General features: G+C 54.6%; 21 protein-coding genes. 16 read left to right on the top strand and 5 right to left on the bottom strand.

Translation table 11 applies throughout. From position 1 onward, the window contains the following. Complete coding sequence (yfcD, locus tag ABR39_RS08835; RefSeq protein WP_047346629.1) at window positions 1-555, top strand: NUDIX hydrolase YfcD; 555 nt, start codon at window positions 1-3, stop codon at window positions 553-555. A gap of 3 nt (window positions 556-558) precedes the next feature. Here yfcD and ABR39_RS08830 read toward each other — a convergent pair whose 3' ends face one another. Further along, window positions 559-1,578, bottom strand: a complete 1,020-nt coding sequence (locus tag ABR39_RS08830) for a LacI family DNA-binding transcriptional regulator (RefSeq protein WP_047346628.1) — start codon at window positions 1,576-1,578, stop codon at window positions 559-561. 234 nt (window positions 1,579-1,812) lie between these two features. Here ABR39_RS08830 and ABR39_RS08825 point away from each other — a divergent pair, with 234 nt between their 5' ends. The 5 genes from ABR39_RS08825 (at window position 1,813) to ABR39_RS08805 (ending at window position 5,795) form a co-directional block, all read left to right on the top strand. Then, the gene (locus tag ABR39_RS08825) at window positions 1,813-2,256 is read left to right on the top strand and encodes a PTS sugar transporter subunit IIA (RefSeq protein WP_047346627.1); all 444 of its coding nucleotides are present in this window, start codon (window positions 1,813-1,815) and stop codon (window positions 2,254-2,256) included. An 80-nt stretch (window positions 2,257-2,336) separates the two neighbouring features. Continuing rightward, complete coding sequence (locus tag ABR39_RS08820) at window positions 2,337-2,609, top strand: PTS sugar transporter subunit IIB (RefSeq protein ID WP_047346626.1); 273 nt, start codon at window positions 2,337-2,339, stop codon at window positions 2,607-2,609. 21 nt (window positions 2,610-2,630) lie between these two features. Continuing rightward, window positions 2,631-4,022 (top strand): PTS ascorbate transporter subunit IIC, encoded by a 1,392-nt coding sequence (locus ABR39_RS08815; RefSeq protein WP_047346625.1) that lies wholly within the window; start codon window positions 2,631-2,633, stop codon window positions 4,020-4,022. Then, entirely contained in the window at window positions 4,019-4,849 is an 831-nt protein-coding gene (locus tag ABR39_RS08810; protein ID WP_047346624.1) for a transketolase, read from the top strand. Before ABR39_RS08815 ends, ABR39_RS08810 begins: the two co-directional genes overlap by 4 nt. Next, window positions 4,842-5,795 (top strand): transketolase family protein, encoded by a 954-nt coding sequence (locus ABR39_RS08805; protein WP_047346623.1) that lies wholly within the window; start codon window positions 4,842-4,844, stop codon window positions 5,793-5,795. Before ABR39_RS08810 ends, ABR39_RS08805 begins: the two co-directional genes overlap by 8 nt. A 112-nt stretch (window positions 5,796-5,907) precedes the next feature. On the opposite strand, the gene pta is transcribed toward ABR39_RS08805, so the two are convergent. Together pta and ackA are read right to left on the bottom strand one after the other, a co-directional pair. After that, window positions 5,908-8,049 (bottom strand): phosphate acetyltransferase, encoded by a 2,142-nt coding sequence (gene pta, locus ABR39_RS08800; protein WP_047346622.1) that lies wholly within the window; start codon window positions 8,047-8,049, stop codon window positions 5,908-5,910. A 76-nt stretch (window positions 8,050-8,125) separates the two neighbouring features. After that, window positions 8,126-9,328, bottom strand: coding sequence for an acetate kinase (gene ackA, locus ABR39_RS08795; protein WP_033146081.1), 1,203 nt, complete (start codon window positions 9,326-9,328; stop codon window positions 8,126-8,128). Between the two features lie 337 nt (window positions 9,329-9,665). Here ackA and yfbV point away from each other — a divergent pair, with 337 nt between their 5' ends. The 4 genes from yfbV (at window position 9,666) to ABR39_RS08775 (ending at window position 13,286) form a co-directional block, all read left to right on the top strand. Then, entirely contained in the window at window positions 9,666-10,121 is a 456-nt protein-coding gene (gene yfbV, locus ABR39_RS08790) for a terminus macrodomain insulation protein YfbV (RefSeq protein WP_047346621.1), read from the top strand. A 91-nt stretch (window positions 10,122-10,212) separates the two neighbouring features. Continuing rightward, window positions 10,213-10,707, top strand: a complete 495-nt coding sequence (locus ABR39_RS08785; protein WP_008502874.1) for a YfbU family protein — start codon at window positions 10,213-10,215, stop codon at window positions 10,705-10,707. Between the two features lie 11 nt (window positions 10,708-10,718). Continuing rightward, complete coding sequence (locus ABR39_RS08780) at window positions 10,719-11,378, top strand: sugar phosphatase (protein ID WP_045402709.1); 660 nt, start codon at window positions 10,719-10,721, stop codon at window positions 11,376-11,378. Between the two features lie 75 nt (window positions 11,379-11,453). Continuing rightward, window positions 11,454-13,286, top strand: a complete 1,833-nt coding sequence (locus ABR39_RS08775) for an SLC13 family permease (RefSeq protein ID WP_047346620.1) — start codon at window positions 11,454-11,456, stop codon at window positions 13,284-13,286. 53 nt (window positions 13,287-13,339) lie between these two features. On the opposite strand, the gene yfbR is transcribed toward ABR39_RS08775, so the two are convergent. Together yfbR and alaA are read right to left on the bottom strand one after the other, a co-directional pair. Continuing rightward, a complete protein-coding gene (gene yfbR / locus ABR39_RS08770) occupies window positions 13,340-13,939 on the bottom strand; it encodes a 5'-deoxynucleotidase (protein WP_047346619.1) in 600 nt (199 codons plus the stop codon). Window positions 13,940-14,057: 118 nt separating this feature from the next. After that, a complete protein-coding gene (alaA, locus tag ABR39_RS08765; RefSeq protein ID WP_047346618.1) occupies window positions 14,058-15,272 on the bottom strand; it encodes an alanine transaminase AlaA in 1,215 nt (404 codons plus the stop codon). 940 nt (window positions 15,273-16,212) lie between these two features. Here alaA and lrhA point away from each other — a divergent pair. The 6 genes from lrhA (at window position 16,213) to nuoF (ending at window position 22,641) form a co-directional block, all read left to right on the top strand. Next, window positions 16,213-17,151 (top strand): transcriptional regulator LrhA, encoded by a 939-nt coding sequence (gene lrhA, locus ABR39_RS08760; protein WP_047346617.1) that lies wholly within the window; start codon window positions 16,213-16,215, stop codon window positions 17,149-17,151. A gap of 630 nt (window positions 17,152-17,781) precedes the next feature. Next, complete coding sequence (nuoA, locus tag ABR39_RS08755; RefSeq protein ID WP_003861475.1) at window positions 17,782-18,222, top strand: NADH-quinone oxidoreductase subunit NuoA; 441 nt, start codon at window positions 17,782-17,784, stop codon at window positions 18,220-18,222. A 15-nt stretch (window positions 18,223-18,237) separates the two neighbouring features. Continuing rightward, window positions 18,238-18,912, top strand: a complete 675-nt coding sequence (nuoB, locus tag ABR39_RS08750; RefSeq protein WP_003861482.1) for an NADH-quinone oxidoreductase subunit NuoB — start codon at window positions 18,238-18,240, stop codon at window positions 18,910-18,912. 89 nt (window positions 18,913-19,001) lie between these two features. Next, the gene (gene nuoC / locus ABR39_RS08745) at window positions 19,002-20,804 is read left to right on the top strand and encodes an NADH-quinone oxidoreductase subunit C/D (RefSeq protein ID WP_023312537.1); all 1,803 of its coding nucleotides are present in this window, start codon (window positions 19,002-19,004) and stop codon (window positions 20,802-20,804) included. A gap of 2 nt (window positions 20,805-20,806) precedes the next feature. Next, a complete protein-coding gene (gene nuoE, locus ABR39_RS08740; protein ID WP_006176513.1) occupies window positions 20,807-21,307 on the top strand; it encodes an NADH-quinone oxidoreductase subunit NuoE in 501 nt (166 codons plus the stop codon). Beyond that, the gene (gene nuoF / locus ABR39_RS08735) at window positions 21,304-22,641 is read left to right on the top strand and encodes an NADH-quinone oxidoreductase subunit NuoF (RefSeq protein ID WP_023312536.1); all 1,338 of its coding nucleotides are present in this window, start codon (window positions 21,304-21,306) and stop codon (window positions 22,639-22,641) included. Before nuoE ends, nuoF begins: the two co-directional genes overlap by 4 nt. The last annotated feature ends 53 nt before the right edge of the window (window positions 22,642-22,694 follow it).

Here is a 22,694-nt window from a genome sequence, read left to right as displayed (position 1 = left end):
ATGGTGGAGCAGAGTCATTTGGCAAGTACAGAGTGGGTTGACATTGTCAACGAAGAGAATGAAGTGATCGCGCAGGCCAGCCGCGAACAAATGCGTGCGGAGCGCCTGCGTCACCGTGCGACATATATCGTTGTTCATGACGGTATGGGCAAAATTCTGGTTCAGCGCCGCACGGACACCAAAGATTTTCTCCCTGGTATGCTGGATGCCACAGCAGGTGGCGTTGTCCAGGCGGATGAAGTGCTGCTGGATTCTGCGCGTCGTGAAGCGGAAGAAGAGTTAGGTATTGCCGGCGTGCCGTTTGCCGAGCACGGTCAGTTCTATTTCGAGGATGAGCATTGCCGTGTCTGGGGCGGGCTGTTTAGCTGCGTCTCTCACGGTCCGTTCGCCCTGCAGGAAGAAGAAGTCAGCGAAGTGAACTGGATGACGCCGGAAGAGATTACCGCGCGCTGCGACGAGTTCACGCCGGATTCGTTAAAAGCGCTGGCGCTGTGGATGACCCGTAACGCCAAAAACGAATCCGCTAAACCGGAAAAAGAGGAAGAGGCCGAGTAAACGTCAGCAACTCTCTCTCAGACACAGACTGGACGCGATGGGCTTTTGATCGCGCCAGTCCCCGTCATTCAGCCGCTCCAGTAACGCTTTCCCGGCTTCAATCCCAATCTTACGATGCGGTACCGCCATCGTCGTCAGCGGCGGCTGGCAGACGCGGCTGACGTCGCTATCGCCAAAACCCACAACTGCCAGATCGTCCGGCACCTTGATTCGCCTGCGCTGGCATTCGTACAGTACGCCGCAGGCCAGCTCGTCAGAAACGCACACCAGCGCATCCAGCTCCGGCCACGCCAGCAGGAATTCGGGCAGCTGTGCTGCACCGGTCGAGAAACTCGGCGACATCGCCGCGTTAATGACCCGGTTCGGCGACATATGGTGGCGAAGCATGGCCTTGTACCAGCCCTGCAGATGCTGCTGGAAAATCCACTGCTCCTGGTTGGCGCACAGCAGGCCAATATTTTGGTAGCCGCGCTTAATCACCATTTCCGTCAGCTCATACATGGCCGCCACGTTATCAATCCCGATGTTCATATCAATCGGGTCGGCACGCATGGCACCCATTTCCATCACCGGAATGGAGGCATTTTTGAGCCAGTGACGAACGGTATCGGTATGTTCAACGCTGAGCAGGATAGCGGCGGCAATATTCGACGCAAGCAGCGTCTCCAGCAACTTTTCTTCCTGCTCAAGACGGTGCTGGGATTCAGCCAGCATGATCTGATATCCGGCAGGCTGCAGCACCTGCTGCAGCCCGGCGAACATCTCCGAGCAGCCGGCCTCGGAGAGATTAGGCACTACCATGGCTATCGTCCATGACGACGCCGAGGCCAGCGCGCTGGCGGCAAGATTAGGCATGTAGCCCAGCTCCTGCACCGCTGCTTCAATTTTTTCTCGTAGTTTATCGGAAACCTGTTCGGGCGTGCGGAGTGCACGGGACACGGTCATCGTGCCCACACCGGCAAGCTGTGCGACATCGGCGAGTGTCACTTTACCAGTACTGCGCCGTTTTCGGGTTAGAGACATACACCTTCCTGCTGACCAGACGCGTTCTTATTTTCCTTCGCTTCACGTGACAGGCAGTATACGCCTTAAATCCCTTTTTTTGCTGTGATTTTGCACCGTGATTGCAATTTGATAGCGCTATCACATTTCTGCATGTTAACGATTGGTAGCGCTATCTTTGTGATCGCGATCGCAGTCATTCGGCGATGCGTTGAATAAAGTTTGCTCATCTTTAGCGTGTAGCGGGAGTGAAAAGTGCTCAAAAAATGGATATATGATACAACCATCACGCTGCAGGATAGCGTGGAAAACTGGCCGCAGGCGCTGGAGCTGTGCGCGAAGCCGCTGCTGGATTTGCAAGTGATTGAGCCTGAATACGTCACGGCCATCATCCAGCAGCACCACGCGTTAGGACCCTATTATGTGCTGGCACCAGGGCTGGCGATGCCGCATGCGCGGCCGGAGGAAGGAGCCAAAGGACTGGGGTTGTCATTATTAAAACTAAAACAGGGCGTCTCATTTGGTGCCGGCGAGTTTGACCCTGTCGATGTGATTATTATGCTCGCGGCACCCGACAAAAATAGCCATATCGAAATGATCTCATCGCTGGCCGAATTATTTTCCAGCGATACCGATATGGCCGAACTGCATCAGGCTAATACTCTGGAGGAGATTAAAACGATTATTAACCGCTTCTGATTTATTTTTTTAATCCGGTTTTTCACAACATTACGCGTCAGCGTGGTGGGGCGTACTCTACTCAAAATAAGGGGACAACAATGAAAATCATGGCTATTTGCGGTTCTGGCCTGGGCAGTAGTTTTATGGTCGAAATGAACATTAAAAAGGTTCTCAAAAAGCTGGACATTGAGGCCGACGTTGAACACTCCGATCTCTCCTCAGCAACGCCGGGCGCGGCCGATCTGTTCGTGATGGCAAAAGACATTGCGGCCAGCGCCAGCGTGCCGGAAAGCCAGCTGGTGGTGATCAACAACATCATTGATATCAACGAACTTGAAGCGCAGCTGCGCGGCTGGTTCGAAAGACAATAACCCTGATAAGGCGAGGTGGATATGTTTATCCTTGAAACGCTGAATTTCGTTGTTGATATATTAAAAGTCCCTTCGGTACTGGTGGGGTTAATTGCTTTAATTGGTCTGGTTGCACAGAAAAAAGCATTTTCCGACGTGGTGAAAGGGACCATTAAAACCATACTGGGCTTTATTGTACTCGGCGGTGGCGCCACGGTGCTGGTCGGGTCATTAAATCCTTTAGGCGGCATGTTTGAACACGCCTTTAATATCCAGGGCATTATTCCTAATAACGAGGCGATCGTTTCCATTGCGCTGGAAAAATACGGTGCTTCAACCGCGCTCATTATGGCCTTCGGGATGGTGGCGAATATTATCGTCGCCCGCTTTACCCGCCTGAAGTATATCTTCCTTACCGGACATCACACCTTCTACATGGCGTGCATGATTGGCGTGATCCTGACGGTGGCGGGCTTTGAGGGCGTAGGGCTGGTGTTTACCGGATCGCTGATCCTCGGCCTGATCATGGCTTTCTTCCCGGCGATTGCGCAGCGCTACATGAAGCGCATTACCGGCAACGATGAGATTGCCTTCGGCCACTTCGGCACGCTGGGCTACGTGCTCTCCGGCTGGATTGGCAGCAAGGTGGGCAAAGGCTCACGCTCAACCGAAGAGATGAACCTGCCGAAGAACCTGAGCTTCCTGCGCGACAGCTCGATCTCTATCTCCCTGACCATGATGATTATCTACCTGATCATGGCGGTGAGCGCCGGACGCGAGTACGTCGAGGCGACCTTCAGCGGCGGTCAGAACTACCTCGTCTACGCCATCATCATGGCGATCACCTTCGCGGCGGGCGTGTTCATCATCCTGCAGGGCGTGCGCCTGATTCTGGCGGAAATTGTCCCGGCCTTTACCGGCTTCTCGGAAAAGCTGGTGCCCAATGCGCGTCCAGCCCTGGACTGCCCGGTGGTCTATCCATATGCGCCAAACGCGGTGCTGATCGGCTTCCTGTTCAGCTTCCTCGGCGGGATTGTGGGGTTGTTCATCTGCGGGCAGTTCAGCTGGGTGCTGATCCTGCCGGGCGTGGTGCCGCACTTCTTCACCGGCGCGACGGCGGGCGTGTTCAGTAACGCCACCGGCGGACGTCGCGGGGCAATGATTGGCGCCTTTGCCAACGGCCTGCTGATCACCTTCCTGCCGGTCCTGCTGCTGCCGGTGCTGGGCGCCATTGGCTTTGCCAACACCACCTTCTCGGACGCTGACTTCGGCGCCGTCGGGATTGTGCTCGGCAACCTGGCGCGCTTCCTGTCGCCGCTTGCCATTACCGGACTGGTCGTTGCGTTGTTCGCGCTGCTGGTGGCGTACAACGTGTTCGCGAAAAACAAACCTGCGGGCGGTAACGCGCAGGAAAACACCGGAGCCAAATCATGAATGAGAAAGAGATAACCGAACTCGCGCGTCAAATTCGTCTTGAGACCCTGAAATCGCTGACGCAGCTGGGGTTTGGCCACTACGGCGGCAGCATGTCGGTGGTTGAAACGCTGGCCGTGCTGTACGGCGCGGTGATGAAAATCGACCCGGCGGACCCGGACTGGCCAGAGCGGGACTATTTTGTGCTGTCGAAAGGCCATGCGGGTCCGGCGCTCTACAGCACGCTGGCGATCAAGGGCTACTTCCCGATGGAGGAACTGAGCACGCTGAACCACAACGGTACGCGCCTGCCAAGCCACCCGGACCGCCTGAAAACGCGCGGCGTGGATGCCACCACCGGCTCGCTGGGGCAGGGGATTTCCATCGCCGGCGGCATGGCGCTGTCGCACAAGCTGGCGGGGCGTCCGAATCGGGTCTTCTGCATCGTCGGTGACGGTGAGCTGAACGAAGGGCAGTGCTGGGAAGCTTTCCAGTTTATCGCCCACCATCGTCTGAACAACCTGACGGTGTTCGTCGACTGGAACAAACAGCAGCTGGACGGTGAACTGGACGAGATCATCAGCGCATTCGATCTGGAGGGGAAATTCCGCGCCTTTGGCTTCGACGTGGTAACGGTGAAGGGGGACGATATCCCGGCGCTGCTGGCGGTGACGTCTCGGGTGCCTGCCGCAGACGCTCGCCCGAGTGTGGTGATCCTCGACAGTATCAAAGGGCAGGGGGTGCCGTACCTTGAGCAGCTCAGCAACTCGCACCACCTCCGGTTAACCCCGGAGAGCAAAGCGGCCCTCAACGAGACGATTCGCCATCTGGAGGCTTCACATGATTAAGGTTGCACCGGCAGGACAGAAAGACGCCGTTGAGATGCGTAAAGTTTACGCTGGCTTTGTGGCAAAACAGATTGAGGCTGGCAGTGAGATTATCGCCCTGGAAGCCGACCTGATGAGCTCGATGGCGATGGACGGCGTGGCGCGCGATTATCCGCAGCACGTGATTAACTGCGGCATTATGGAAGCCAACGTCATCGGCACGGCGGCGGGGCTGTCGCTTACCGGACGTAAGCCGTTCGTGCACACCTTCACCGCGTTTGCCAGCCGCCGCTGCTTTGACCAGCTGTTTATGTCCCTGGACTACCAGCGCAACAACGTGAAGGTAATTGCCTCGGATGCGGGGGTAACGGCCTGTCACAACGGCGGGACCCATATGTCGTTTGAGGATATGGGCATCGTACGCGGTCTGGCGCACTCGGTGGTGCTGGAGGTGACCGACGCGGTGATGTTTGAGGACGTGCTGCGCCAGCTTATAGACCTGGAAGGGTTCTACTGGGTGCGCACCATCCGTAAGCAGGCACCGAGCGTCTATGCGCCTGGCTCAACCTTCACCATCGGTAAAGGCAACGTGCTTCGCGAGGGGAGTGATATCACATTGATCGCCAACGGCATCATGGTGGCGGAAGCGCTGGAGGCGGCGCGTCAGCTGGAGCAGGAGGGGGTCAGCGCGGCGGTCATCGACATGTTTACCCTGAAGCCCATCGACAGGATGCTGGTGAAAAACTACGCCGAGAAAACCGGACGGATTGTGACCTGTGAAAACCACAGCATTCACAACGGACTGGGGTCGGCGGTGGCGGAAGTGCTGGTGGAAACCTGCCCGGTGCCGATGCGGCGAGTGGGGGTGAAGGAGCGTTACGGCCAGGTGGGGACGCAGGAGTTCCTGCAGAAGGAGTATGGCCTGACGGCACATGACATTGTGTCGGCGGCGAGAGAACTACTGTAATAAAAAAGGCGACCGTGAGGTCGCCTTTTTGTTACCCGGTGGCGCTAGCGCTTACCGGGCCTACGGTCCTGTAGGCCGGATAAGCGAAGCGCCATCCGGCAAGACCTTACAATTACTGCTGCTGCGAAGACTGGATCGCGGTCAGCGCGATGGTGTAGACGATATCGTCAACCAGCGCACCACGGGACAGGTCGTTCACAGGTTTGCGCATACCCTGCAGCATTGGCCCAATGGAGATCAGGTCTGCAGAACGCTGTACTGCTTTGTAGGTGGTGTTACCGGTGTTCAGATCCGGGAAGATGAACACGGTAGCGCGACCTGCAACCGGAGAGTTCGGCGCTTTGGATTTCGCCACGTCAGCCATAACCGCGGCGTCGTACTGCAGCGGGCCGTCGATCATCAGGTCAGGACGTTTTTCCTGCGCCAGACGGGTCGCTTCACGCACTTTCTCTACGTCACTACCTGCACCAGAGGTGCCGGTGGAGTAGGAGAGCATTGCCACGCGCGGTTCGATACCGAAGGCAATCGCGGAGTCCGCGGACTGGATTGCGATTTCTGCCAGCTGCTCTGCAGTTGGATCCGGGTTGATCGCGCAGTCGCCGTAAACGTAAACCTGTTCAGGCAGCAGCATGAAGAATACGGAAGAGACCAGAGAGCTGCCCGGTGCCGTTTTGATCAGCTGCAGCGGTGGACGGATGGTGTTTGCGGTGGTGTGAACTGCACCGGAAACCAGACCGTCAACTTCGTCCTGCTCCAGCATCAGCGTACCCAGCACCACGTTGTCTTCCAGCTGTTCGCGCGCAACGGCTTCGGTCATGCCCTTGCTCTTACGCAGCTCAACCAGACGGGCAACGTAGCTTTCGCGAACCACTTCAGGGTCAACGATTTCGATGCCAGCGCCCAGCTCAACGCCCTGAGACGCCGCAACGCGGTTGATCTCGTCAGGGTTACCCAGCAGCACACAGGTCGCGATGCCGCGCTCTGCACAGATAGCAGCCGCTTTAACGGTACGTGGTTCGTCGCCTTCTGGCAGAACAACGCGCTTGCCTGCTTTACGCGCCAGCTCGGTCAGCTGGTAACGGAATGCAGGAGGAGACAGACGGCGGCTACGCTCGGAGGTCGCGGTCAGGGATTCGATCCAGTCTGCGTTGATGTAGCCCGCAACGTATTCCTGAACTTTCTCAATACGCTCATGATCATCAACCGGCACTTCCAGGTTGAAGCTCTGCAGGCTCAGAGAGGTCTGCCAGGTATTGGTGTTCACCATGAAGACCGGCAGGCCGGTCGCGAACGCGCGCTCGCACAGTTTGCTTACGCGTGGGTCCATTTCGTAAGCGCCGGTCAGCAGGATGGCACCGATTTCCACGCCGTTCATCGCGGCCAGACACGCTGCAACCAGCACGTCAGGACGGTCTGCGGAAGTCACCAGCAGGGAACCTGCGCGGAAGTGTTCCAGCATGTGCGGAATGCTGCGCGCGCAGAAGGTCACGGACTTCACGCGGCGGGTGTTGATGTCGCCTTCGTTAACCACGGTAGCGTTCAGGTGACGCGCCATGTCGATTGCACGGGTGGCGATCAGATCGAAGCTCCATGGCACCGCGCCGAGAACCGGCAGCGGGCTGGATTCCTGCAGCTTAGCCGGGTCAACTTTGACCACTTTCGCTTTGGAAGAGTCGTCGAAAATTTCGGACAGGTCAGGACGAGTACGGCCCTGCTCATCAACTGGCGCGTTAAGCTTGTTCACGATCACGCCGGTGATGCTGGTATTTTTCGCGCCGCCGAAGCTGCTGCGCGTCAGTTCGATACGCTCGTTCAGCTGCTCTGGGGTATCGGTGCCCTGAGACATCACGAAAACGATCTCTGCGTTCAGGGTTTTCGCGATTTCGAAGTTCAGAGACTGGGCAAACTGGTGTTTGCGTGTCGGGACCAGGCCTTCAACCAGCACCACTTCAGCGTCTTGCGCGTTAGCATGGTAGTTGGCGATGATCTCTTCCATCAGCACGTCTTTCTGGTTGCTGGACAGCAGAGATTCAACGTGGCTCATCTTCAGCGGTTCAGCCGCTGGCAGATTGGAGTTCTTGCGAACGATGGAGGTGGTCTGGTCTGGCGCATCGCCACCGGCACGTGGCTGGGCGATTGGCTTAAAGACGCTCAGACGAACGCCTTTGCGTTCCATAGCACGGATAACGCCAAGGCTGACGCTGGTCAGGCCGACGCTGGTTCCGGTAGGGATCAGCATAATAGTACGGGACACGGTTTATCCTCTTTCGTTACCGCCCAAATGTGGCGGGTTACAAAACAGCACCGCCAGCATTGCTGGCGGTGTGGAATCAGGCAGTCAGGCGGTGCGCGTCTTGCGCGATGACCAGTTCTTCGTTAGTTGGGATAACGAGAGCAGGGCGGGTGCCTTCTTTGTTGATGAAGCCAGACTTGCCGAAGCGGGCAGCCAGGTTACGCTCGTGATCAACGTCGAAGCCCAGAACGCCCAGTTTACCCAGGGACAGTTCACGAACCATTGCCGCGTTCTCACCGATACCACCGGTGAAGATAACCGCGTCCAGACGACCGTCCATCAGCGCAGTGTAAGAGCCGATGTATTTCGCCAGACGGTGGCAGTAAACGTCCATTGCACGTTTAGCGTCTTCTTTCTCTGCGTAGTTGTCTTCAACGTAACGGCAGTCGCTGGTGACTTCGGTCAGACCCAGCAGGCCAGACTCTTTGGTCAGCATTTTGTTGATCTGGTCAACGCTCATGCCCAGGGTGTCGTGCAGGTGGAAGATGATCGCCGGGTCGATGTCACCGGAACGGGTACCCATCACCAGACCTTCCAGCGGGGTCAGACCCATGGAGGTATCAACACATTTACCGTTGCGGATAGCAGAAACAGAACCACCGTTGCCCAGGTGGCAGGTGATGATGTTCAGTTCTTCAACCGGCTTGTTCAGAACTTTTGCGGCTTCCTGAGTCACATAGAAGTGGCTGGTGCCGTGCGCGCCGTAACGACGTACGCCGTGCTCTTTGTACAGGCTGTATGGCAGGGCATAGAGGTAAGACTCTTCCGGCATGGTCTGATGGAACGCGGTGTCGAATACAGCCACGTTTTTGTCTTTCAGATTCGGGAAGGATTTCAGCGCTTCAGCGATACCGATCAGGTGCGCCGGGTTGTGCAGCGGTGCAAAAGAGGCGGAGTCTTTGATGCCCTGGATAACAGATTCGTCGATCACGACGGAGCTGGTGTATTTTTCGCCGCCGTGGACGATACGGTGACCAATCGCAGTCAGCTGAGCAGACAGTTCTGGTTTTTGTGCCAGAATAGTGTTAACGATAAAGTTCAGCGCTTCACTGTGAGCGGCGCCTGCACCTAAAGCCGCTTCTTGTTTGCTGCCGTCCATCTTCCACTTGATACGTGCTTCAGGCAGATGGAAACATTCGGCCAAACCAGAGAGGTATTCGTCACCGTTGAGCGCATCGATGATGGCGAATTTCAGTGAGGAGCTACCGCAGTTCAGAACCAGTACTAACTTACTCGACATGGAAGTACCTATTATTGATACGTGGCTAAAAAAACGTCAGTGAGTCTTACAGCGTAACGCATGATGACTCAGACATTTATGATTAACATCATGCCAAACGAACATTGTGGCATGATGGAAGAAATAACTATGATTTTATGCCATTTTGCACAATTTTCAGCCAATGGCATAATATGCGATAATTTGACGAGTTAATGATTCTCGTCTAAGGCCCTATCAGGCTGGCACAGGATACCCGATACGGGGTAGAGATGACAAAATATTTTGAACGTTGTCATAGCTTGTTGTGGTTTTGCACGAAAATTTTAATTTTTATATGTGAAGTTGAGGTACAGCCATGTCGACACCAGAGAACCCGTCCGTAAATTTCTTCAGTCTGTTTCGTCGGGGACAGCATTACTCAAAGACGTGGCCAATGGAAAAGCGCCTTGCGCCCATGTTCATTGAGAATCGCACCATCCGCGCCACGCGCTATGCGATTCGCTTTATGCCGCCCGTCGCTGTCTTTACGTTGTGCTGGCAGATTGCGCTGGGGGGGCAGCTTGGTCCTGCCGTCGCGACGGCACTCTTCGCGTTAAGCCTGCCGATGCAGGGCCTGTGGTGGTTAGGTAAACGCTCTGTCACGCCACTTCCACCTTCTATTTTACACTGGTTTTATGAAGTGCGCGGAAAACTGGAGGAGGCCGGACAGGCGCTCGCCCCGGTCGAAGGTAAACCCGATTACCAGGCGCTGGCGGACACGTTAAAGCGTGCTTTTAAGCAACTGGATAAAACATTCCTCGATGACTTGTGATTGATCATCGAAACGACGACGAAAAGAAGGCACAGTAACAATCAGTTACCGTGTCTTTTTTTTAAGTGCAATGCGCTACAGGAGTCGAAAGATGGAAATGACCCATGCTCAACGTCTGATTTTGTCTAACCAGTACAAGATGATGACTATGCTTGATCCCGATAACGCTGCGCGCTACAGCCGCCTGCAGACCATCGTCGAACGCGGCTTTGGTTTGCAAATGCGCGAACTGGACCGCGAGTTTGGTGAGCTGAAAGAAGAAACCTGCCGCATCGTGATCGACATCATGGAGATGTATCACGCCCTGCACGTGTCCTGGACGAATCTCAAAGATCAGCAGTCCATTGACGAGCGCCGCGTGACTTTCTTAGGCTTTGATGCGGCAACGGAAGCGCGTTATCTAAGCTATGTTCGCTTTATGGTGAATACCGAAGGGCGTTACACCCACTTTGACGCGGGCACCCACGGTTTCAACGCGCAGACCCCAATGTGGGATAAATATCAGCGTATGCTGAGCGCGTGGCACGCCTGCCCGCGCCAGTACCATTTAAGCAGCAACGAAATTCAACAAATCATTAATGCCTGACGGAGGTGCATGTGCAGTGTAGAGGTTTTCTGTTTGATCTGGACGGTACGCTGGTGGACTCGCTGCCGGTTGTGGAGCGTTCATGGTGCCACTGGGCTGACCGACATGGCATCGACCATCAGGACGTGCTGAATTTTATCCATGGCAAACAGGCCATTACCTCGCTACGGCACTTCCTGGCCGGACGCTCTGAGGACGAAATTCAGGCGGAGTTCAAATACCTGGAACACATTGAAGCCACAGACACGGACGGTATTACCGCCTTACCGGGCGCGCGTGAACTGCTTGAACATCTGAACGAAGCGCAGATCCCGTGGGCTATCGTCACCTCAGGCTCCATTCCCGTCGCCCACGCCCGCCATAAGGCGGCAGGCCTACCGAAGCCGGAAGTGTTTATCACTGCGGAGCGCGTTAAGCGTGGCAAACCCGAACCCGATGCCTTTTTGCTGGGTGCTGAACTGCTGGGGCTTGCTCCCGCAGAGTGTGTGGTAGTAGAAGATGCGGCGGCCGGCGTACTGGCCGGGCTGAACGCCGGAAGCCACGTTATCGCGGTGAATGTTCCGGCGGGATCTCCCCGCCTGGAGGAGGCAGACTTTGTGCTGGATTCTCTGACGGCACTGGCTGTTTCAAAAGCCTCTGACGGCGTTGTAACGGTCTCGCTAAAAATGTAAACCCATGATATAGCCCCACGCTGATGGGGCTTTTTTATGGCAAAATTTCTCATCTCCCACTGACAAGGACATGTTGTGAACGGTGAACTGATCTGGGTCCTGAGCCTGCTTTTAATCGCCATCATTCTTTTTGCAACAGGCAAGGTGCGCATGGACGCCGTAGCCTTGTTTGTCATCGTCGCGTTTGTGCTGAGCGGTACGCTCACGCTGCCGGAAGCCTTCTCCGGGTTCAGCGATCCCAACGTTATCCTGATTGCTGCCCTGTTTATCATCGGCGATGGCCTCGTGCGTACCGGTGTGGCGACCATTATGGGGGCGTGGCTGGTAAAGGTGGCCGGCAACAGCGAAACGAAAATGTTGATCTATTTAATGCTGACGGTCGCCGGGCTGGGAGCATTTATGAGCTCAACGGGCGTGGTTGCTATCTTTATCCCGGTAGTGCTGAGCGTCTCCATGCGGATGCAGAGCTCGCCGTCGCGCCTGATGATGCCCCTGAGTTTTGCCGGTTTGATCAGCGGCATGATGACCCTGGTGGCAACGCCGCCGAACCTGGTCGTCAACAGCGAGCTGATCCGGGAAGGCTTCCAGGGCTTCAGTTTTTTCAGCGTCACCCCGCTTGGGCTGGTCATTCTGGTGCTGGGCGTGCTCTACATGCTGCTGACCCGTTTTGCCCTCAAAGGCGAAAAACAGGACAAAAGCAAAGAGGGCTGGAAACGACGCACCTTCCGCGATCTGATCAAAGAGTACCGCCTCACCGGGCGCGCGCGCCGTCTGGCCATTCGCCCCGGCTCGCCGATGGTGGGGCAACGGCTTGACGACCTGAAGCTGCGCGAGCGCTATGGCGCGAATGTGATCGGTGTCGAGCGCTGGCGTCGTTTTCGCCGGGTCATCGTCAACGTCAACGGGGTATCGGAATTCCGCGCGCGGGACGTGCTCCTGATTGATATGTCCACCGCGGATGTAGATCTGCGCGAGTTTTGCAGTGAACAGCTGCTGGAGCCTATGGTGCTGCGCGGGGAGTATTTCTCAGACCAGGCGCTGGATGTCGGCATGGCCGAAGTGTCGCTGATCCCGGAATCGGAACTGTTGGGCAAAACCGTGCGGGAAATGGGGTTCCGGACGCGCTATGGCCTGAATGTCGTGGGGCTGAAGCGCGATGGCGTGGCGGTGGAAGGAGCGGTGGTGGACGAGCCGATCCTGCTGGGCGATATCTTTCTCGTCGTCGGCAACTGGAAGCTGATTAGCCAGCTTGGGCAAAAAGGCCGCGATTTTGTAGTGCTCAACATGCCTGTTGAAGAGAGCGACGCCTCCCCGGCGCACAGCCAGGCGCCCCATGCCATTTTTTGTCTGGTATTGATGGTGGCGCTCATGCTTACCGACGAGATCCCAAATCCGGTTGCGGCCATTATTGCCTGCCTGTTAATGGGGAAATTTCGCTGCATTGATGCCGAGAGCGCCTACAAAGCGATTCACTGGCCAAGCATCATTTTGATCGTAGGGATGATGCCGTTTGCCCTTGCCCTGCAAAAAACCGGCGGTGTGGATTTAGTCGTTAAAGGGCTTATGGACATTGGCGGGGGATACGGCCCGTATATGATGATGATGTGCCTGTTCGTCATGTGCGCCACGATCGGGCTGTTCATTTCCAATACCGCCACGGCGGTGCTGATGGCGCCCATCGCGCTGGCGATGGCGAAATCCATGGGCGTGTCGCCGTATCCCTTTGCGATGATGGTGGCGATGGCTGCATCGGCGGCGTTTATGACGCCGGTCTCTTCACCGGTCAACACCCTGGTGCTGGGGCCGGGGAACTACCGGTTCAGCGATTTTGTAAAGCTGGGCGTGCCGTTCACCGTGCTGGTGATGCTGGTATGCGTGGTGTTGATCCCGGTGTTATTTCCGTTTTAGCGTGAGCGCAGAAACGTAGGCCGGGTAAGGCGAAGCCGCCACCCGGCGAAAAATTACAACGGAGAATCCTGGCTAATCTCATCCAGCGATAAATGGAAGCTCGGTACAAATATCTGCATAAAGTAATCCATCTCTTCGCTGCGGCGGGATTCCAGCGTTTTTTCCAGACGCGTTTTCGCCAGTAAAAACTCGTTATTCCCCGCGGACAGCTCTTCCAGACACTTCAGGTAGGCGCAGAGCGCGTCGGCCTGTTTGACCAGCGACTTTTCATCTTCCGTGTATTGATGTTCATCGATCAGCGGCTCAAAGATATCGCGCAACTCTTCCGGTACCATGTCAATCAGCTTCTGCTGGGCAATCTTTTCGATGGCCTTATATTCCTGCGCAATCTGCGAGTTGAAATATTTCACCGGCGTAGGCAGATCGCCGGTCAGCACTTCTGACGCATCGTGGTACATCGCCAGAAGCGCGATGCGTTCGGCATTGACCTGACCATTGAATTTGCGGTTTTTAATGGCGGCCAGCGCGTGCGCGACCATAGCAACCTGCAGGCTGTGCTCTGACACATTCTCAGTGCGGACATTGCGCATCAGCGGCCAGCGGTTGATGAGTTTCAGACGGGAGAGATGGGCAAAGAAATGACTCTGACTCATAGGTTACCTTTGGTCTTTACTGCGACAGGCATTCATTGTGCGGGGAGGGGAGGCAAGATGCAAATCTGCAGGTGTTGTAGGCCGGGTAAGCGCAGCGCCACCCGGCAGAAAGCCAACGTTACTGATGATAACCGGACAGGAATCGCCCGAAGCGGCTGATGGCCATTTCGAGGTCATCTTCGCGCGGCAGCGTCACGATACGCACGTGATCCGGCCATGGCCAGTTAAACGCCGTGCCCTGAACCAGCAGCACTTTTTCCTGCAACAGGAAATCGAGCACCATTTTCTGGTCGTCGTGAATGTTGAAGCGCTTCGCGTCGATTTTCGGGAACATATACAGCGCCCCATTCGGCTTCACGCAGGATACGCCTGGGATATCGTTGATCAGCTCCCACGCGCGGTTACGCTGTTCGTACAGGCGGCCTCCGGGAACGATGAACTCGCTAATGCTCTGATAGCCGCCGAGCGCCGTCTGGATCGCGTGCTGCGCCGGAACGTTGGCACATAAACGCATGGAGGCCAGCATCTCCAGCCCTTCAATATAGCCTTTAGCGTGTTTTTTCGGACCGTTTAAGACCATCCAGCCCTGACGGAAACCGGCCACGCGGTAGGTTTTAGACAGGCCGTTAAAGGTGACGGTCAGCAGATCCGGGGCCAGCGCGGCAATAGAGTGGTGCTGTGCTGCGTCGTACAGGATCTTGTCGTAAATCTCGTCAGCGAAGATGATCAGGTTATGCTGGCGGGCGAGCTCGACGATCTCCATCAGCAGCTCTTTTGAATAGACCGCGCCCGTCGGGTTGTTCGGGTTAATGATCACGATGCCGCGCGTGCGAGGGGTAATTTTCGCGCGAATGTCATCGAGGTCCGGGAACCAGTCAGCGGACTCGTCGCACAGATAGTGCACGGCTTTACCGCTGGACAGCGATACGGCTGCCGTCCACAGCGGGTAGTCCGGCGCGGGTACCAGCATTTCGTCTCCGCTGTTCAGCAGCGCCTGCATTGCCTGCACAATCAGTTCAGAGACGCCGTTGCCGATATAAATATCTTCAACGGTAACATCACGCATACCGCGTGCCTGGTAGTGCTGCATGATGGCTTTACGCGCGGAGTAAAGTCCTTTTGAATCGCAATAGCCCTGTGCGGTAGGAAGGTTGCGGATCACATCAACCAGAATTTCATCCGGCGCTTCAAAACCAAATGGCGCGGGGTTACCAATGTTGAGTTTCAGAACCTTATTGCCTTCTTCTTCAAGGCGCTTAGCCTCTTTCAGAACCGGGCCACGGATGTCATAACAGACGTTATCTAGCTTGCTGGATTTTTCGATAGGGGACATGAACCTTTAACCTTTTCGCTATTATTGCCACTCCCTGCCGTGGAAGTCAGCACGGAATAATGTACTCCCCCCTCGCTTCGTTTTGAAGGGTGTGCAGTAGAAGATTTTGTGCCGGTAGCGGAATGTTGAGAAATCTTTTTCGCTGTAGGTAAACTTTTTCACTGACTTAAAGTTGTGCGCACAGAACGTGGCAAGGTTAATTATGCTATCCATTTGCAGAAATGCTGTATATTGTGCTGATGAAAATCGGTGGTGGGCAGAACGTAAGTGGCAATCACCCTAAGTGACTTTTCGTAAAACCTGAATGCTTGATCCATCTGACGGTAATAGCATAATGTGGCTAAAAGTTACTCATGTGAAATTAATGTTAAGTGCCATTAATGAATGGACTTAATCTAAATTAAAATTTATTTATTATTAACCTATAAAATGCAACTTTAGTTAATTTTAATAAAATTAGTTTAGAAGCTTAACATTCTCCTTTAATCCTTAATATTGCAATAAGACTTATAAATAAAGTGGATTTGGGTTAAGATGTCTTTCAGGAAAGCAGGTGACAGATGCATGTTTTTTGTATATCTGGAACTGATTTTCCGAATTAATTGATTGTTATTGTTGGAGTTATCTCTGGCTGGAATGTGTCTAACATCTCCTGCTACGTTGACAGCGCTGCGATAAAGATGGCAGAAAAGGTGTTATACCTTTAATGTAATTTACATAAACCTGCGAACATCTAAATATCCTGAACGTTAAAAGAGAATAAAAATAACGTCATGAAACGTGCTTTCTGACTGTTGATATAAAGCAGCACAATAACTATCTGTCAGGCAGTCTGCCGGGCCGGGATGCGAGGGAAAACCTTCAGAGGGAATTGCTTAACTGTTATACACACAGCTTCAACCCGGGCAGCTCCGCACGAGCAACCTGAAAGTGAAAAGATATGATAAATGCAAATCGTCCGATAATGAATCTCGACCTCGATCTGCTGAGAACGTTTGTTGCGGTCGCCGATCTCAACACTTTTGCAGCTGCTGCTGCCGCCGTTTGCCGAACCCAGTCCGCCGTTAGCCAGCAAATGCAGCGGCTGGAGCAACTGGTTGGTAAAGAGCTTTTTGCCCGTCACGGGCGTAATAAGCTCTTAACGGAACACGGTATTCAGCTTCTGGGTTATGCCAGGAAAATTCTTCGCTTTAATGATGAAGCATGTATGTCATTAATGTTTAGCAACCTTCAAGGGGTGCTAACGTTAGGCGCATCTGATGAGTCAGCGGATACTATATTGCCGTTTCTTCTCAACCGCATTAGTTCGGTTTATCCGAAGCTTGCGCTGGATGTCAGCGTAAAGCGTAATGCCTTTATGGTTGAGATGTTAAATGAGAATAAAGTCGACCTGGTGGTCACCACGCATCGTCCGGGGCAGTTTGATTGCCTGACGCTGCGTACATCGCCGACGCACTGGTATTGCGCAGCCGAATATGTGCTGCAAAAAGGGGAGCCGGTTCCTCTGGTGTTACTGGATGACCCGAGCCCGTTCCGCGATATGGTGCTGACGGCGTTGAATGAGGCCAACATTCCGTGGCGTCTGGCGTACGTGGCTTCCACGTTGCCAGCAGTTCGTGCCGCGGTGAAAGCCGGGCTTGGCGTAACGGCCCGTCCGGTAGAGATGATGAGCCCGGATCTGCGCGTTCTGGGTAAATCCGATGGGCTTCCTGCGTTGCCAGATACGGAATACCTGCTCTGCCATAACTCAGCCAGTCATAACGAGTTGGCAAAAGTGGTGTTCGAGGCGATGGAAAATTACCACAACCCATGGCAGTTCGAGCGTGTTACCTCCGAAGGAGGGGATGATTCCCTGATTGTTGAAGGTGATTTTGAGTGATCGCTAGCTCAAAATTGTGGTAACAAAATGTAAGTGTAAAAAAAAGCCACTCGTGTGATTTTCGCATGCAGTGGCTTTTTTTTAGCAACAATACCCGCTTGCAACGAGTGGATTTTTAAGATTGCATTTATTAATCAAATGGTTGAACTCTTTTGATTAAAACTTATCCATTTCCCGTTCTCACGTCATCCGTATCCCACCTTTGTTAAAAAAACAGGAAAGATGTTGCCGTTTTCCAGGTTGAATTAACAAAAGCGTGTCTCAGATCAAGAAAATACTCCTATTTGGGGGGAGGAATCGTTGGCAAATCCTGTCAAAATAGGAGGGTTATTTTTTTTACTTCCGAAACGGACACGATTCAACAACATACATTTGTCGGAAAGTCATGTACCCACCAGGGTTAAAGGGCACCAAATGTTAATGAGAATCGCTCGATGTAATTTAATGTGAAGAAACCTTTGTTAAAGTTGACAATAGGTTATAGAAAGGAGTAAAAAACCCCATCATTTTGCTGTCTACGTCTCATTTCTGACAGTTAGTGTAAGGTTATTTGTTCCTCCCCATGAATCGATGTGATGCCCATCTGCCAGCAAGAGCAGTGTCGTTGGTATCACTTTTGATGAGTAAGCAATGAGTATGTCAACATCCACAGAAGTCATCGCTCATCACTGGGCATTCGCAATCTTTCTTATTGTAGCCATTGGCCTGTGCTGCCTGATGTTAGTCGGCGGCTGGTTCCTGGGCGGTCGCGCCCGCGCAAGGCACAAAAACACACCTTTCGAATCAGGTATTGATTCAGTAGGTACCGCTCGCTTACGCCTGTCTGCCAAGTTCTACCTGGTAGCCATGTTCTTCGTCATCTTCGACGTGGAAGCGCTTTACCTCTTCGCGTGGTCTACCTCCATTCGCGAAAGTGGTTGGGTGGGCTTTGTCGAGGCCGCAATTTTCATTTTAGTGTTACTGGCCGGTCTGGTTTATCTGGTGCGTATTGGCGCGCTGGACTGGACACCTGTGCGTTCACGCCGTGAACACATCAACCCGGAAAACAGTATCTCTAATCGTCAGCAGTAACAGCGAGGCAATAAGATGGATTATACGCTCACCCGCATAGATCCTAACGGTGAGAATGACCGTTACCCCCTGCAAAAACAGGAGATCGTAACCGACCCCCTGGAGCAAGAAGTCAATAAAAGCGTGTACATGGGCAAACTCGAGCATGCCATGCACGATATGGTCAACTGGGGTCGTAAGAACTCCATCTGGCCGTACAACTTTGGCCTTTCTTGCTGCTACGTTGAAATGGTGACGTCATTCACTGCGGTGCATGACGTTGCGCGTTTTGGGGCAGAGGTATTGCGTGCTTCCCCACGTCAGGCTGACCTGATGGTGGTAGCCGGTACCTGCTTTACCAAGATGGCACCTGTTATTCAGCGTCTTTATGACCAGATGCTGGAACCTAAATGGGTTATCTCCATGGGCGCATGTGCAAACTCTGGCGGTATGTACGACATTTATTCCGTCGTGCAGGGCGTAGATAAGTTTATTCCAGTGGATGTGTACATCCCGGGTTGTCCGCCACGTCCGGAAGCTTACATGCAGGCGCTGATGCTGCTGCAGGAGTCCATCGGTAAAGAACGTCGCCCACTGTCGTGGGTTGTTGGCGATCAGGGTGTGTATCGCGCGAACATGCAGTCTGAGCGCGAGCGTAAACGTGGTGAACGTATTGCCGTCACCAATCTGCGTACGCCTGACGAAATTTAATTTGCGCCTGTAGGCCTGGAGAACACCTTCGCATATCACTACTCAAATAGCGCGAAGCCAGGCTCAACAGTCACCACGGACCATTTGCAATGGTGAACAATATGACCGACTTAACCGCGCAAGAAGCCGCCTGGCAGACAAGGGATCATCTGGATGACCCCGTCATTGGCGAACTGCGCAACCGTTTTGGGCCGGATGCCTTTACTGTTCAGGCTACCCGCACCGGGGTACCCGTTGTTTGGGTGAAGCGTGAGCAATTGCTGGAAGTTGTCGATTTCCTCAAGAAATTGCCAAAACCGTACGTCATGCTGTTTGACTTACACGGCATGGATGAACGTCTGCGTACCCACCGCCAGGGTCTCCCTGCTGCGGATTTTTCCGTTTTCTACCACCTGATCTCAATAGACCGTAATACGGATATCATGCTCAAGGTGGCATTGTCTGAAAACGACATGCATCTGCCGACGATCACCAAACTTTTCCCGAACGCCAACTGGTATGAGCGTGAAACCTGGGAAATGTTCGGCATGACCTTCGACGGCCACCCGCATCTGACGCGCATCATGATGCCGCAGACCTGGACCGGCCACCCGCTGCGTAAAGACTATCCGGCACGTGCGACCGAATTCGATCCGTTTGAGCTGACCAAAGCCAAGCAGGATCTGGAGATGGAAGCGCTGACCTTCAAACCGGAAGACTGGGGCATGAAGCGCGGTACCGATAACGAGGACTTCATGTTCCTCAACCTCGGTCCAAACCACCCGTCTGCGCACGGTGCATTCCGTATTATTCTTCAGCTTGATGGCGAAGAGATTGTCGACTGCGTACCGGACATCGGCTACCACCACCGTGGTGCTGAGAAGATGGGCGAGCGTCAATCCTGGCACAGCTACATTCCGTATACCGACCGTATCGAGTACCTCGGCGGCTGCGTAAACGAAATGCCATACGTGCTGGCCGTTGAGAAACTGGCGGGTATCGTTACGCCGGATCGCGTTAATGTGATTCGCGTCATGCTGTCAGAACTGTTCCGTATCAACAGCCACCTGCTGTACATCTCTACGTTCATTCAGGACGTCGGCGCGATGACGCCGGTCTTCTTCGCCTTTACCGACCGTCAGAAAATCTACGATCTGGTCGAAGCGATTACCGGTTTCCGTATGCACCCTGCCTGGTTCCGTATCGGCGGTGTGGCACACGATCTGCCGCGCGGCTGGGACCGTCTGCTGCGTGAATTCCTCGACTGGATGCCAAAACGTCTGGCGTCATACGAGAAAGCCGCGCTGCGTAACACCATCCTGAAAGGCCGTTCCCAGGGCGTTGCTGCCTACGGCGCGAAAGAAGCGCTGGAGTGGGGGACGACCGGTGCAGGTCTGCGCGCAACCGGTATTGATTTCGACGTGCGTAAAGCGCGTCCTTACTCTGGCTACGAGAACTTCGACTTTGAAGTCCCGGTTGGCGGCGGTGTTTCCGACTGCTACACCCGCGTGATGCTGAAAGTAGAAGAGCTGCGCCAGAGTCTGCGCATCCTTGAGCAGTGCCTCAACAACATGCCGGAAGGCCCGTTCAAAGCGGATCACCCGCTGACCACGCCGCCGCCGAAAGAGCGCACGCTGCAACATATCGAAACCCTGATCACCCACTTCCTGCAGGTTTCCTGGGGCCCGGTCATGCCGGCGCAAGAATCCTTCCAGATGATTGAAGCGACCAAGGGTATTAACAGTTACTACCTGACCAGCGACGGCAGCACCATGAGCTACCGCACCCGCGTGCGTACGCCGAGCTTTGCGCACCTGCAGCAGATCCCGTCCGCCATCCGCGGCAGTCTGGTCTCCGACCTGATTGTGTATCTGGGTAGTATCGATTTTGTTATGTCAGATGTGGACCGCTAATTATGCACGAGAATCAACAACCACAAACCGAGGCTTTTGAGCTGAGTGAAGCAGAACGTGCCGCCATTGAGCACGAGATGCACCACTACGAAGACCCGCGTGCGGCGTCCATTGAAGCGCTGAAAATCGTACAGAAACAGCGTGGTTGGGTGCCGGACGGGGCGATCTATGAGATCGCAAAAGTGCTGGGTATTCCGGCAAGTGACGTAGAAGGCGTAGCCACGTTCTACAGCCAGATCTTCCGTCAGCCGGTTGGCCGCCATGTGATCCGCTACTGTGACAGCGTTGTCTGCCACATTACCGGCTATCAGGGCATTCAGGCTGCGATTGAGAAGAAGCTCAATATCAAGCCGGGCCAGACCACGTTCGACGGCCGCTTTACGCTGCTGCCGACCTGCTGCCTGGGTAACTGCGACAAGGGGCCGACCATGATGATTGATGAGGACACTCACAGCCATCTGACGCCGGAAGCGATTCCTGACCTGCTGGAGCAGTACAAATGAAAACTGTAATTCGTACTGCTGAGACGCATCCGCTGACCTGGCGTCTGCGTGATGACAAACAGCCGGTATGGCTCGACGAATATCAGAGCAAAAACGGCTATGCCGGTGCGCGTAAAGCCCTCGGCGGCATGGCGCCGGACGACATCGTAAATGCGGTGAAAGACTCTGGCCTGAAAGGGCGCGGCGGCGCGGGCTTCTCCACCGGTCTGAAGTGGAGCCTGATGCCGAAAGACGAATCCATGAACATCCGTTACCTGCTGTGTAACGCTGATGAAATGGAGCCGGGCACCTATAAAGACCGCCTTCTGATGGAACAGCTGCCGCACCTGCTGGTGGAAGGCATGCTGATCTCCGCGTTTGCGCTGAAAGCCTACCGTGGCTACATCTTCCTGCGCGGTGAGTACATCGAAGCGGCAGAAAACCTGCGTCGCGCGATCGCGGAAGCCACCGAAGCGGGCCTGCTGGGTAAAAACATCCTGGGCACCGGCTTTGACTTCGAGCTGTTCGTGCACACCGGTGCCGGGCGTTATATCTGCGGTGAAGAAACCGCGCTGATTAACTCCCTGGAAGGCCGCCGTGCGAACCCGCGTTCCAAGCCACCGTTCCCGGCGAGCTCCGGCGTATGGGGTAAACCGACCTGCGTAAACAACGTCGAAACCCTGTGTAACGTTCCGGCTATCCTCGCCAACGGTGTGGAGTGGTATCAGGGCATCTCCTCAAGCAAAGATGCCGGTACCAAGCTGATGGGCTTCTCTGGCCGCGTTAAAAATCCTGGCGTCTGGGAACTGCCGTTCGGTACCACCGCACGCGAAATTCTTGAAGACTACGCCGGCGGCATGCGCGATGGCCTGAAATTCAAAGCCTGGCAGCCGGGTGGGGCAGGGACAGACTTCCTGACCGAAGCTCACCTTGACCTGCCAATGGAATTCGAAAGCATTGGTAAAGCAGGCAGCCGTCTGGGTACGGCGCTGGCGATGGCCGTCGACCACGAGATCGGCATGGTATCGCTGGTGCGTAACCTGGAAGAGTTCTTCGCCCGCGAGTCCTGCGGCTGGTGTACACCGTGCCGTGATGGTCTGCCGTGGAGCGTGAAGATCCTGCGTGCTATCGAACGTGGCGAAGGCCAGCCTGGGGATATCGAGACGCTTGAGCAGCTGTGTCGATTCTTAGGCCCGGGTAAAACCTTCTGTGCCCACGCACCGGGTGCCGTCGAACCTCTGCAGAGCGCGATTAAATATTTCCGCGACGAGTTCGAAGCAGGCATCAAGCAGCCGTTCAGCAATACCCATGCGATTAATGGGATTCAGCCGAACCTGCTTAAAGCGCGCTGGTAACGACAAGAATTTTGATTAACGCTCGGTTTCGACTGAGCCAACTGGAAGCATGC

This window comes from Enterobacter genomosp. O (genome assembly GCF_001022965.1).
Taxonomy (GTDB): Bacteria; Pseudomonadota; Gammaproteobacteria; order Enterobacterales; family Enterobacteriaceae; genus Enterobacter; species Enterobacter cloacae_L.
This window is presented reverse-complemented; position numbering and strand designations above follow the sequence as displayed.